Source organism: Phycicoccus sp. CSK15P-2 (assembly GCF_016888005.1).
Classification (GTDB): Bacteria; Actinomycetota; Actinomycetes; order Actinomycetales; family Dermatophilaceae; genus Phycicoccus.
Genome location: NZ_JAFDVE010000013.1, coordinates 83,948 through 97,235 on the forward strand (window position 1 = coordinate 83,948; position 13,288 = coordinate 97,235).

At 74.4% G+C, this 13,288-nt stretch carries 8 protein-coding genes; 5 read left to right on the forward strand and 3 right to left on the reverse strand.

Going from position 1 to position 13,288, the window contains the following annotated elements:
- Nucleotides 1–301 precede the first annotated feature (301 nt).
- Nucleotides 302–4,252 (forward strand): FtsK/SpoIIIE domain-containing protein, encoded by a 3,951-nt coding sequence (locus JQN72_RS08990; protein WP_204134837.1) that lies wholly within the window; start codon nt 302–304, stop codon nt 4,250–4,252.
- Nucleotides 4,253–4,254: 2 nt separating this feature from the next.
- On the opposite strand, the gene JQN72_RS08995 is transcribed toward JQN72_RS08990, so the two are convergent.
- On the reverse strand, nt 4,255–4,653 hold the full coding sequence (locus JQN72_RS08995) for a hypothetical protein (RefSeq protein WP_307812551.1): 399 nt from the start codon (nt 4,651–4,653) through the stop codon (nt 4,255–4,257).
- 274 nt (nt 4,654–4,927) lie between these two features.
- On the opposite strand from JQN72_RS08995, the gene JQN72_RS09000 reads away from it, so the two are divergent.
- On the forward strand, nt 4,928–5,176 hold the full coding sequence (locus tag JQN72_RS09000) for a WhiB family transcriptional regulator (RefSeq protein ID WP_030527568.1): 249 nt from the start codon (nt 4,928–4,930) through the stop codon (nt 5,174–5,176).
- Between the two features lie 24 nt (nt 5,177–5,200).
- Here the strand turns inward: JQN72_RS09000 and JQN72_RS09005 are convergent, their stop codons facing one another.
- Nucleotides 5,201–6,682: a sensor histidine kinase gene (locus JQN72_RS09005; protein WP_204134838.1), complete on the reverse strand. Its 1,482-nt coding sequence runs from the start codon at nt 6,680–6,682 to the stop codon at nt 5,201–5,203.
- A gap of 115 nt (nt 6,683–6,797) precedes the next feature.
- On the opposite strand from JQN72_RS09005, the gene JQN72_RS09010 reads away from it, so the two are divergent.
- Nucleotides 6,798–7,382, forward strand: a complete 585-nt coding sequence (locus JQN72_RS09010) for a hypothetical protein (RefSeq protein ID WP_204134839.1) — start codon at nt 6,798–6,800, stop codon at nt 7,380–7,382.
- 13 nt (nt 7,383–7,395) lie between these two features.
- On the opposite strand, the gene JQN72_RS09015 is transcribed toward JQN72_RS09010, so the two are convergent.
- The gene (locus tag JQN72_RS09015) at nt 7,396–12,324 is read right to left on the reverse strand and encodes an NAD-glutamate dehydrogenase (protein ID WP_204134865.1); all 4,929 of its coding nucleotides are present in this window, start codon (nt 12,322–12,324) and stop codon (nt 7,396–7,398) included.
- Between the two features lie 162 nt (nt 12,325–12,486).
- Here JQN72_RS09015 and JQN72_RS09020 point away from each other — a divergent pair, with 162 nt between their 5' ends.
- A complete protein-coding gene (locus JQN72_RS09020; protein ID WP_204134840.1) occupies nt 12,487–12,765 on the forward strand; it encodes a hypothetical protein in 279 nt (92 codons plus the stop codon).
- Nucleotides 12,762–13,280 (forward strand): hypothetical protein, encoded by a 519-nt coding sequence (locus tag JQN72_RS09025; RefSeq protein ID WP_204134841.1) that lies wholly within the window; start codon nt 12,762–12,764, stop codon nt 13,278–13,280. The genes JQN72_RS09020 and JQN72_RS09025 overlap by 4 nt, the downstream gene beginning before the upstream one ends.
- The last annotated feature ends 8 nt before the right edge of the window (nt 13,281–13,288 follow it).

Consider the following 13,288-nt stretch of genomic DNA (forward strand, 5'->3'; position numbering starts at 1 on the left):
TTCGTCTTACGCCTTCAAGGCGATAGGGCCAGCCCCTCCTCTGACGTCGTACCGGACCCACAGATGACCTGCGAACCACTCGCCAGAGGGACGGGTCAGCGGGTCCAGTACCCGCTGACGTCGACGACGAGATGCGTCGCGGAATACGTGTACAACGTGACGGTGCCCTCGGACGAGACCTTCGCGACGACCGAGTTCGCCACCGTGCTGCCCGTCGTGTAGTTGAGGCGGCCGTCCTGACACCGGGCTGCCTGTGGAAAACTCCGCGGCCGCTGGGCGCCGACTGCCTAGCGTCGCCGCCATGGAGCTCCGGCTGACCGTGCACGTCCCGCAGCGCCGCACCCGTCCCGTCGACGTTGTCATCGACGCACGCGAGGGCGCGGCCGCCGGGCGGCTGCGGGGCGCGCTGGCCGACCATCTCGGGCTGCCGGTGCCGGTGCTCTCCGTCGAGGGCCGGCCGGTCGCCGACGACGCGGTGGTCGGGATGCCGCCGCTCCTCGACGGCGCGTCCGTGACGGTCGAGGGCACCGAGGCGCTGCGCGGCGGCGGCGCGGACGGTGGAGGGAACCGTCCGCGCGCCGTCCTCGAGGTCGCGGTCGTCGGGGGGCCCGACGCCGGACGCAGCCGCCCACTCGGACCGGGCGGCACGGATGTCGGCCGCTCCCCCGACACCGGGCTCCGGCTCGAGGACCCCGCGCTCAGCCGGCGGCACGCGCGGTTCACCGTCGACGCGGACGGCGTGGCCGTCGAGGACACCGGCTCGACGAACGGAGTGGTCGTCGACGGCCGTCCGGTGGACGGTGCCCAGCGGGTCGACACCGCCTCGACCATCGTCATCGGCGCCAGCACCCTCCGGCTGCGCAGGGTGGCACCACCCGGACTGCCGGTCGTCCACCCCGGCGACGGCACGGTGCTCCTCGCGCCGGGGCGCCGTCCGGTGGCGTCACCGCCGGCGGTCGAGGTCGAGGCGCCCCGCGCGCCCACGGAACCGACGCGCGCACGTGTGCCGTGGGTCGCGGCGCTCGTCCCCGTCCCGGTGTTCGCCGCCATGGCGTTCTTCCTCGGGCCGCACCTGCTGGCCTTCGCGTTGCTCGGGCCGGTCGTCGTCCTCGCCACGGCACTCACCGACCGGGTCGGGGCACGCCGACGCCATCGCGCCGCCCTCGCCGACCACGCCCGAGCGACCGCCGAGGCGCGCAGCCGGTTCGAGAGCGCGCTCGCGGAGGAACGACGGATGCGCGAGCGCGTCCACCCCGACCTCCACGAGGTGCTCCGCCGCGCCGAGCACCGGCTCGCCGGGCTGTGGTCGGCCCCGGACGACCTGCGCGTGCGCGTCGGCATCGGCACCGTCCCGGCCACGACGACCTGGAGGGACGGCTCGGAGGTGGAGCGAGGGGAAGCCGTCGCCGTGCCCGTGGTCGTCGACCTCGCGGAGGGCCACGTGCTCGGCGTCGTGGGACCCCAGGGCGAGACACGCGCCCTGCTCACCGGGGTCGTCGGTCAGCTCGTCGTCCGCTGCCCGCCGTCGGCCCTCGGTGTCGAGGTCCTCGGGCCACCGGACGACGCGTGGCGCTGGCTCGGGCTCCTCCCACACCCTCCTCGTGCCGCGCGCCGCCTCGTCGTGGTCCCGGACGCCGCCGGGGCTGGCTCGTCGGTGACGGAGACCGGCGACGACACCCTGCTGCTCGTCGCGGCCGAACGCCGCGAGGAGCTCCCGGACGGCTGCGGGGCGGTCCTGGAGTGCCTGGGAGGTGGGCGGCACGTCCTGCACCACACGGGCGGGCCGACCCCGCTCGTCGCCGACGGAGCAGGCCCCGCGTGGGCCGAGCGCGTCGCGCGCGCCCTCGCGCCGGTCCGCCTCGGCGGTTCCGGGGGCGCCGCCGCGCTGCCGCGCGCCGTCGGTCTCACGAGCCTGCTCGACCACCCCCTCGACGTCGCCGGGGTGCAGCGCGGGTGGGCCGCGAGCGACGGCCCGGTCGCGGCCGTCGGGGTCCGCGACGGCGGGACCTTCCGCCTCGACCTGCGCGCCGACGGCCCCCATGTGCTCGTCGGCGGGACCACCGGCTCGGGCAAGTCCGAGTTCCTCCGGACGCTCGTCACGGGCCTGGCCCTCGGGTCGCCCCCCGAGCAGCTGACGATGCTGCTCGTCGACTTCAAGGGCGGTGCCGCGTTCGGCCCGTGCGCGACGCTGCCGCACGTCGTGGGGCTCGTCACCGACCTCGACGACCACCTCGCCGGGCGCGTGCTGCGCTCGCTCGGGGCCGAGCTGCGCCGCCGCGAGCGGGTCCTCGGCGACTCGGGGGCGAGCGACCTCGACGACCACCACGCACGCCCGGGCGCCGAGCCGCTCCCCCGCCTCGTCGTCGTGGTCGACGAGGTGCGGGCCCTCGTCGACGAGCTGCCCGACCTCGTGAGCGGCCTGGTCCGGCTCGCCGCGCAGGGCCGCTCGCTCGGCATCCACCTCGTGCTCGCCACCCAGCGCCCGTCCGGAACCCTGACCCCCGAGATCCAGGCGAACGTCAACCTCCGCGTGGCCTTCCGGGTGCGCGACCGGGCCGACTCCGTCGGTGTCGTCGAGGACGCCGCGGCCGCCGACCTGCCCGCCGACACCCCCGGTCGAGGTCTCGCTCGGGGCGGGGACGGCCGGCTCGTCGCCTTCCAGGTGGCCCTCGTCGCCCCCGAGAGCGCGGGGCCGCCGGTGACCGTCCGCCCGCAGGGCACGGACCGGGCGACGAGCGACCGGGACCGCGCCGCGGAGACGGCCGCGGTCGTCGACGTCGTACGGAGCGCCCACGACGATCGTGGCGGCACGGCTCCGCGACGCCCGTGGCTCCCGCCGCTGCCCGAGGCCCTGGAGCCGGCCTCCCTCGGCCCGAGCGGCCTGGCCGTCGTCGACGAGCCCGAGCGACAGCGGCGGGTCACCCTCTCCTGGAGCCGCGACGTCGCTCTCTGGCGGGTCGTGGGCCGGCCACGCAGCGGACGCACGACGGCGCTCTCCGCGGTCGTCCGGGCCGCCACCTCCGAGATGCCGCCCGGTGACCTGCACGTCCATGCGGTCGCCCCGGACACCCCGGCGTGGGCGGGCCTCCCGCACGTCGGCACCGTCGCCGCGCCGCACGACACCGCCGCGGTTCGCGCCCTGCTCTCCCATCTCGAGTCGGTCGTCGGGGACGCCTCGGCCGAGGCGTCCCGGGGCCGCACGGTGCTGCTCGTCGTCGACGGGTGGGAGCAGCTGGCGGAGCACGACGACCCCCGTGACGCCACCCCGTCGTCCGAGCGCCTGCTCCGCCTGCTGCGCGACGGCGCCGGCCGCGGCTTGGTCGCCGCCGTCTGCGGCGGTCGGGACCTCCTGCGCTCCGCGTGGTCCGCACTCGGCGGGCGGACCCTCGTGCTCGGCACCCCGGACCCCCTGGACGCCGCCCTGCTCGGCCTGCCCGCCGGGGTCCTCTCGCCCGACGCCCCACCGGGACGAGGCCTGCTCGCGGCGGACGGCCGCGAGCTGCAGGTGGCCCGGCCCTCGGAGAGGGACTGGGCGCGACGTGGTCGTCGTCCGGTCACACCGGACGCCGCACCGTGGCGCTACCGGGCGCTCCCCACCCGGGTGACCCGACTCGACATCGCGCCGGAGCACCGGCCGCGCGACGGCCTGCTGCTCGGCCTGGCCGGCCCGACGGCGGGCGCGTGGGCCTGGCAGCCCGCGGTGCACGGACGCCGGCTGCTCGTCGCGGGACCACCCCGGTCGGGCCGGACGACCGCCCTGGCGACCCTCGCCGCATCCGCCACGGCCGCGGACCGGCCGGTCGCGGTGGTGTCGCCGACCACCGGGCCCGGCCGGTGGCCCTGCCCCGTCCTCGGCCCGGACGACGCCGACACCCTGGTCACCCTGCGCCGGGAACATCCCGAGATGGTGCTGCTCGTCGACGACGCCGACCGGCTGTCGGACTCCGCCGTCCTCCCCGTCGTGGCCGAGATCGCGGCGCTCGTCGACCGGGACCACGGCGCCGTGGCCGTCGCGACGACGACCTCAGGACTGCTCGGCCGGTTCCGGGGCCTCGACGTGGACGTCGCCCGGCACGGCACCGGGGTGCTGCTCCGCCCCGCCCGCCACGACGGCGACCTGCTCGGGGTCGCGCGGGTCGACGTCCCGGCGGTCCAGGGGCTGCCGGGACGGGGCGTCGTGGTCGTCGACGGCGTGGCATCGGCGCTCCAGGTGCTCGCCGACCAGCCCGAGCCGGCCCCGGCCGGCCGGTGACGTCAGGCGTCGCCGAGACCGTCCGGGTCCGGTACCCGTGCGGCCACGGCCGCCCCGCCGGTGAGCAGCGCGACGAAGAGCACGCCCGCCCCGAGGGCCGTCCGGCCGGCCTGCACCAGGCTCCAGCCGACGGGCACGAGCAGCGCGTTCCATACGACGGTCGGCGTCCGCGGCCAACGCTCACGGCCCCACCACCCGCGGGCCAGCACGGCCAGACCTGCCGCACCCAGGAGGATGAGCAGCCCGGACATCACGACGCGAACGGGGTCGCTGCCCTCGCCGACGGCCAGCTCGTAGCCGTAGAAGCCCACGACCCCGACGAGCACCAGCGACTGGAGGGCACACAGGGCCGCGGCGACGGTCCGGGGAGCGCGCCGGGCTTCGGCGTCGGGGTCGGGCACCTTGGCAGCGTAGGGCCCGTCACCCGGCGGGAACATCCGGGGCCCTCCCGTCCGTTGTCCCGCCGTGACCTCTGAAACACCGTTCTCCGACACCACCGGACACGCGCCCAGGCTCTAGCCGGATTGGGTCGGTCACGGTAGAGTAACGCTAAGGACGTCTGTGCGTAACTCGTCCGAAACGGGGCTGCAAGGGTGCACCCCGCGGCCCCGAGCACCCACCTCTCCTGCCGGTGTCCGCATTCTGCTCAACCCCCGCTGACAAGGAGCACCACCCATGGACTGGCGCGACCGCGCTGCCTGCCTCGACGAGGACCCCGAGCTGTTCTTCCCCATCGGGAACACCGGCCCGGCGATCGCTCAGATCGAGGAGGCCAAGGCCGTGTGCCGCCGGTGCGAGGTGCTCGACACGTGCCTGAAGTGGGCGATCGAGTCCGGCCAGGACGCCGGCGTGTGGGGTGGCATGTCCGAGGACGAGCGCCGCGCGCTCAAGCGTCGCAACGCCCGCGCCCGCCGCGCCGGCTGACCCCAACGCGCGGCCGGCCACCGGTCACCGCGTCGACACGGGCCGCAGCTTCCCGACGAAGGTGACGCGCGTCCCCGTCGGATGGGCGTTCTCCCAGCGGATCCTCCCCCGCAGGTCCTGGACGAACGACGTCACGATCCGCGTACCGAGCCCGGCGAGCACCGGCCGGAAGCCCGCGGGCAGCCCGGCACCGTCGTCGGTCACGGTCACCGTGAGGTCGTCCCCGCCCTCGACGGGCTGCCGGTCGACCCCCACGACGACGGTCCCGTCGCGGTCGGCGAGGCCGTGCTCGACGGCGTTCTGGACCAGCTCGCTGATGATCATCGCGAGCGCCGTCGCATCCTCGGCCCGGACCCGTCCGAACGACCCCTCGAACCGCGAGTCGACGTGGTGCTCGCGCGTCGCGACCTCGACGACCGCACGCAGCCCGCGCAGCGCGATCTCGTCGAAGGCCACGGTCTCGTCGAAGCCGCTGCTCAGCGTCTCGTGGACGAGCGCGATCGTCGCCACCCGTCGCACGGCCTCGTGGAGCGCGGCCCGGGCGTCCTCCTCCGGCACCCGCCTCGCCTGCAGCCGGAGCAGGGCCGCCACGGTCTGCAGGTTGTTCTTCACCCGGTGGTGGATCTCCCGGATCGTCGCGTCCTTGGTGAGCAGCTCCTGCTCTCGGCGGCGGAGCTCGGAGACGTCGCGCAGGAGCAGCATCGCGCCCCGGCGCACCCCACCCTCGGTGAGCGGGATCGCGCGCATCGTCACCGTCGCCGAGTCCGTCTCGACCTCGGTGCGCCACGACGCCCGGCCCATCACGACGACGGCCAGCGACTCGTCGACCGAGCGGTCCCCCTCCGCCGCGAGGTCGGCGACGATCTTGGCCAGGCTCTCCCCGGTGACGTCCCCGACGTGTCCCAGCCGGTGCACCGCCGACACCGCGTTGGGGCTGGCGTAGCGGACCATGCCCTCGGCGTCGAGGTGGATGACACCGTCGCCCACCCGCGGGGCGCCGCGTCGCAGCCCGGTGGGTGCCGACGGCGACGGGAACTCGCCCGTCGCGACCATCCGCAGGATCGCGTCCGCGAGGTCGCGGTACGTGAGCTCCAGCCGGCTCGGCGTCCGCCCACCGGTGAGGTTCGTGTGCCGCGTGACCACCGCGACGACCCGACCGCCGCAGGTGACCGGCACGGCGTCCTCGCGGATCGACATGTCGTCGCGCCGGGCCGGTACCGGTGACGTGACGAGGCGGCGCTGCCGGGCGGCCTCGTCGAGCATGGCCGCCCGGGTACGGGTCGAGGCCCGGCCGACGATGTCGTCGTAGAAGACCATCGGCCCGGTGTTCGGCCGGACGTGCGCGACGGCACGCCAGCCGTCCAGCCCTCCGCGGACCCACAGCACGAGGTCGGCGAAGGAGAGGTCGGCGACGAGCTGCCAGTCCCCCACGAGCAGGTGCAGCCACTCGGACTCGGCGGGCTCGAGGTCCGTCGTCTGCCTCAACATCCCGGCCAGCGTGCTCACGGAACCCGAGCATAGGGAACTGCCCCGGACGGCCCGGCAGACGCCGCCATCTGGCAGGGTGCACGCTGGGGGCGACGAGAAGCGATGCGACGCGCGAGCCACCGAGGAGAGCCGCATGAGACACCCGGCCACCCCCCGCCCCGTCACCGCCCGGGCGGCCGCCGCCCTCGCCGCTGCCGCCCTGCTGGGGGGTTGCACCGACAACGGCGGTGCCGACACCACCTCCCCGAGCGCGACCCCCACCGCCGGCACGTCCTCACCACCCCCGAGCGCGACGCCCACCGAGACCGGGCCGACACCCGAAAGCCCCTCGCCGCGCCCGTCGTCGGACGCCGGCGAGACCGAGGACGACGACCGCCCGACCATCCCACGCCAGTTCCGCGGGGTCTGGACCGCGGTGCAGAACGGGGACGAGGAGGTCACGGCTGCGGACTGCGAGCGCGGCGGCTCCACCGCCGGGCGCATCGTCGAGGTGACAGCGCGCGAGATCGTCTACTTCGAGCCACCCGCGGGAGTGCTGAACGAGGTGCTCGCCAGCTCCCCGGACCGTTTCCGCGGCGACTTCTCCTTCGAGGACGTCGTCAACGACGGCCCGGACACGCTCGAGCCCCTGGACCTCGTTCTGTGGCAGGGCCGCTCGGTCCTGGTCACCAAGGGAGAGTCACCCCAGACCCAGGTCTACAAGCGCTGCCCGGGCTGAGTCGGACCGAGGCTCACGTCGAGGCGCCCACCCGCACCACCGACCGGAGGGTGCGCAGCGCGACCGAGAGTGCGGCGATGTTCGGCGCGTCGAGCCGGGCGATGCCCGAGAGCGCCGACCGCGCCCGCTCGATGTTGCTCTCGTTCGTCGCCGCCCACGTCTCGTACTGGGCGGCGACGTCGCCGTCCCGCTGCCCCGCCGCGTCCGCGGCCTCGAGCACGGACCGGGTCAGCGACTCGAGCACGGCGTAGAGGTCGTCGCGCAGGGCTCCCCGCGCCAGGGCGTCCCACCGGTCCTCGCGCGGCAGCCGGGTCACCTTCCCGAGGAGCGAGTCGATGCCGAAGCGCTCGGAGACGAGGTAGTACTGGGCGGCGACCTCGGCCGGCGGCCGGCCGGTGTCGGTCGCGATGTCGGTGATGTCGAGGAGCGAGAACTGGTCCAGCAGCGAGGCCGACCACACCGCGAGGTCCTCCGGCACCCCCGCCGTCCGGAGCTCGGAGACCCGATGCCCGTGCCGCTGCTCCTCGTCGCCGCGGAGCATGTCCTCGATGACCGGCGCGAGCTCGCGCACGACCCCGGAGAAGCGCTCGACCTCGGCACCGATGTCGAGCGTCGAGGGTCGCGCCGAGAGGAACCACCGCACCGAACGGTCCAGGAGCCTGCGGAACTCGAGGTACAGCGCGGTCTGCGCGGCGGTCGTCACCCGGTTGTCGAGCGCCTCGACCTGCCGGACGTACTCGGCGAGGCCGAAGACCTCGCGGGCGACGACGAACGCGCGCGTCACCTGCTCCGGCGACGCCCCGGCCTCCTCCTGTGCCCGGTAGGCGAAGGTGATGCCGCCGCGGTTGACCATCGAGTTGGCGACCGAGTTCGTGATGATCTCGCGGCGGAGCGGGTGCCCGGCGAGCTCGTCGGCGTACGCCTCGCGGATCGGCGTGGGGAAGTACTCGGTGAGCGTCGACTCGAAGTACGGGTCGTCGGGGATGTCGCTGGCGAGGATGTCGTCCTTGAGCGCGAGCTTGGCGTAGGCCACGAGGACCGAGAACTCGGGGCTCTTCAGGCCCAGGCCGTTGGCCTGACGCTTCTCGATCTCGGGGTCGGTGGGCAGGAACTCGAGGGCGCGGTCGAGGTCGCCGCGGTCCTCGAGCCAGTGCATGAACCGCTCGTGGACGCCCACCATGACGTGCTCCTGCGCGCGGGCGTTGCCGAGCAGGACGTTCTGCTCGTAGTTGTCGCGCAGCACGTGCTCGGCGACGTCGTCGGTCATCGACGCGAGCAGCTCGTTGCGGTCCTCGACGGTCAGCCCACCGGCCCGGACGACCTCCCCGAGCAGGATCTTGATGTTGACCTCGTGGTCGGAGGTGTCGACACCCGCCGAGTTGTCGATGGCGTCGGTGTTGACCCGCACGCCGTGGAACGCCGCCTCGATCCGGCCGAGCTGGGACAACCCGAGGTTGCCGCCCTCGCCGACCACCTTGACCCGCAGCTCGCGGCCGTCGACCCGGATGGCGTCGTTGGCCCGGTCGCCGATGTCGAGGTGGTCCTCCGTGGACGCCTTGACGTAGGTGCCGATCCCGCCGTTCCACAGCAGGTCGGCCGGCGAGAGCAGGATGGCGTGGATGAGCTCGGCCGGGGTCATCCGCCGGGCGTCGTCGGGGAGGCCGAGCGCCTCGCGCATCTGTGGGGTCACGGTGACCGACTTCAACGTGCGCGGGAAGACCCCGCCGCCCTCGGAGAGCAGCGAGCGGTCGTAGTCGTCCCAGGAGGACCGCGGGAGGTCGAACAGGCGGCGGCGCTCCGCGGAGGACGTGGCGGCGTCCGGGTCGGGGTCGACGAAGACGTGCCGGTGGTCGAAGGCGGCGACCAGCCGGATGTGCTCCGAGAGGAGCATCCCGTTGCCGAAGACGTCGCCGCTCATGTCGCCGACCCCGACGACGGTGAACTCCTCGGTCTGGGTGTCCACGCCCATCTCGCGGAAGTGCCGCTTCACCGACTCCCAGGCCCCACGCGCGGTGATGCCCATGGCCTTGTGGTCGTAGCCGGCCGAGCCCCCGGACGCGAAGGCGTCGTCGAGCCAGAACCCGTAGGACGCCGCCACGCCGTTGGCGAGGTCCGAGAACGTCGCCGTGCCCTTGTCGGCCGCCACGACGAGGTAGGGGTCGTCGCCGTCGTGCCGGACCACCCGCTCGGGCGGGACGACCTCCCCGCCGACCCGGTCGTCGGTGACGTCGAGCAGGCCCGAGACGAACATCCGGTAGGCGGCCTTGCCCTCCTCGAGCCAGGCCTCGCGGTCGACGGCCGGGTCCGGGAGCTGCTTGGCGTAGAACCCGCCCTTGGAGCCGGTGGGCACGATGACGGCGTTCTTGACCATTTGCGCCTTGACCAGCCCGAGGACCTCGGTGCGGAAGTCCTCGCGGCGGTCCGACCACCGCAGCCCGCCGCGGGCGACCGGCCCGAAGCGCAGGTGGACGCCCTCGACGCGCGGGCTGTACACGAAGATCTCGAACTGCGGCCGGGGTGCCGGGAGGTCCGGGACCGCACGCGGGTCGAGCTTGAGCGAGACGTACGGGTGGTGCTCGGCCCCGTCCCGCCCGGCCTGGTAGTAGCTCGTCCGCAGACCGGCCCGGACCACCCCGAGGAAGGCCCGGACGATCCGGTCGTGGTCCAGGCTCGCGACGTCGTCGAGCGCGTCGAGCACCCGCTGGGCGGCCTCCTCCTCGGCGTCGGCGCGCGCCGTACGGCCGGCCTCGTCGTCGGCGAAGCGCCCGGGGTCGAAGCGGGCCTGCCAGACCTCGACGAGGTCGCGGGCGACCTCGGGATGGGTGACGAGGGCGTCCTCGAGGTAGTCCTGGGAGAAGGTCGCGCGGGTCTGCCGCAGGTACTTCGCGACCGTGCGCAGCACGACGACCTGCCGCCAGGTGAGCTGCGCCCCCAGGACGAGCTTGTTGAAGCCGTCGGACTCGGCCCGGCCGTCCCACACCGCGGAGACGGCGCCCTCGAACAGCTCGCGGAGCCGTTCGTGCGGGCAGGACTCCCAGATCGCGCAGTCCGGCACCCGCAGTCCGAAGTCGTACACGTACAGCTCGGCGCCGTCGCTGCGCTCGACCTCGAACGGCTGCTCGTCGACCACCTCGACACCCATGTGCGTGAAGATCGGCAGGACGTCGGTGAGCGAGAGCGGGTCGACGCGGAACAGCTTGAAGCGGCGGATGTCCTCCGGGGCGTCGAGCGGGCGGTAGAGCGCGACGCTCGTGCCCCGCTCGGGACCGAGGCCGTCCAGGTGGGCGATGTCGGCGAGTCCCTGGCTGACCGTGAAGGTCTCCTCGTACGCCGTCGGGAAAGCGCGCCCGAAGCGGTCCATGAGCCGGTCGCCGGCCTCCTCGCCGTGCTCGCCGTCGAGCGCGTCGCCGAGCCGGTCCGCCCAGGTGCGGCTGGTCTCGACGAGGCGCTGCTCGAGCGCCTCCCGCTCGGCACGGTCCAGGGTGCGGATGCGCCGGCCCTTGGCCACCCGGACGACGAACTGCAGCCGGGCGAGCGCGGACTCGCTGACCCGCGCGGCGAACTCGACCTCCGCCCCGCCGAAGGTGTCCTTGAGGATGTCGGACATCCGGACCCGCACGGCCGTGTTGTAGCGGTCGCGCGGGATGAAGACGAGGCACGAGGCGAAGCGTCCGAAGTCGTCCTCGCGGATGAAGAGCTTGGTCCGGCGGCGCTCCTGCAGCTGGGTGACCGACAGCGCGGTCTCGTACAGCTGGTCGACACTCGCCTGGAACAGCTCGTCCCGCGGGTAGGACTCGAGGACCTCCAGGAGGTCCTTGCCCGTGTGGCTGTCCGGTGCGAGCCCGGAGCGGTCGAGGACGGCCTGGACCTTCTCGGCGACGAGCGGCACCCGGCGCACCGACTCGGTGTAGGCCGTGGACGCGTAGAGCCCGAGGAAGCGCTGCTCCCCCGTGACGGCGCCCTGCTCGTCGAACGTCTTGACCCCGACGTAGTCGAGGTGGGAGACCCGGTGCACGGTCGACTTCGAGTTGGCCTTCGTGAGGACGAGCAGAGTGGGGGCGTGCGCGATCTCCGAGGCCTCCTCGCTCAGCAGGTCCGGCGGCCTGCTCCGGGGCGCGTCGGCGCGCAGCAGGCCGAGACCGGAGCCGTCGACGGGCACGATCGCCTCGCCCCCGTCGCGCTGCTCGAGGGTGTACTCGCGGTACCCGAGGAACGTGAAGTGGTTGTCGGCCATCCAGCGCAGGAAACGGGTGGTCAGGGCGACGTCCTCGGGCTCCGTCCCGGCCGGCGGCGCGCCCTCGAGCTCGGCCGCGAGCACGAGGCAGCGGCTGCGCATCTTGGGCCAGTCCTCGACCGCCTGGCGGACGTCCTCCAGGACGGCGCGGACCGTCGTCTCGAGCTCGGAGCGACGCTCCTCGTCGCCCTCGCGGTCGATCGAGAGCAGCATCCACGACTCGGCGAGCTCACCGACGGCCGCACCTCTGAAGTTCTTCGTGATGTCCTGGTCCTGCACCGTCTGGAGCACCCCGGCGGCGTCGCGGACGACGACGAGCTGCGGATGGACGATGAGATGGATGTCGATGCCCGAGTCGACGAGCGCCCCGGCGACGGAGTCGACGAGGAAGGGCATGTCGTCGGTGACGACCTGGATGATCGTGCGGGGGTTGGACCAGCCGTCGGTCTCGGTGGAGGGGTTGTACACCCTGACGTTCGAGGTGCCGACCGGGCGGGTCGCGGCGACCTCGAGGTGGCTGTGGGCCACGCCCGCGAAGACGTCCGGCGTCCGCGACGTGAGCTCGTCGAGCGGGGTGTGCCGGAAGTACCGCTCGACGAACTCACGCCCCCAGCCGTCGGGTGCGAGGTCCTCGTAGGCCGCGGCGATCGGGCCGAGGATCTCCTCCCGGGTCGTCGGGGCGCTCGACGTGGCCGGGGCGGTCGACATTGTGCGGTCGCACTCCTTGGTCGCGGGTTCGCGGTGGCAGGTGGGCCACGTCGTCGTGGTCACCACCGAGCCTATCCATCCGGGCAAGGGCGTCCTCCAGCGGCCGGCCGGGCCTGTGGGCAACTCCGCGGCCGGGTCCCCTGCTCCGGCTACCGTGGCCGGGTGCCCCTCGGTCCCGACCCGGCCCGTGCCCGTGACGCCCGGTCCCGCCTCGACGCCCTCCGCGAGGTCGTCGAGGCGGCCGAGGACGACGTCCTCGCCTGCCTCGTCGTCACCGGCGAGCCACGGGCCCAACGGGTCCTCGACGACTGGCTCGACCAGGTCGCCGACACCGCACGCGCGCTCGGCGAGACCGCCACCGAGCTCTCGCTGCTGCTCGGCCGGGTGGCCGACACCGACGCTTCGCGTCCGGCGCCGCGCGACGCGGAGCGGGCACGATGAGCCTCGTCCCGGGCGACCCCGCGTCGCTGTCGTCCTGCGCCGCGAGCACCGCCGCGACGGCCGAGCGCGTCGCCGCCACGGCCGCGGCCCTCGAGGCGTCCTGGTCGGCCCTCGCGCAGGACTGGCCCGGCCGGGCCTCGGTCGAGCCGCGGCGCAGGGGCGATGCCGTGGTCGCCGCCTCGTCCTCCACCGCAGACGAGCTCGGCTCGGTCGCCCGTGCCCTCCAGGACCAGGCCACCGACCTCGCCGGGCTCGTCGCCCGGGCACGGACGGTCGAGGAGCGCGCCGCAGCGGCGGGCCTCGAGGTGCGCGACGACCGCGTCGTCCCGGCCTACGGGAGGGTGACCACCGCCGACGCCGCCGCCGAGAGCGCCCGTGCCGCCACCGCGGCCACGCTGCAGGCCGAGCTCGACCTCGTCCTCAGCCAGCACCGCCGCCGGCGCGACTTCCTCCTGGGGATGCTCCGCGCGTCCACCGGCCGGCTCGCCGAGGTCTCCGCCGGGCTGCGGGCCTGAGCGCCCTG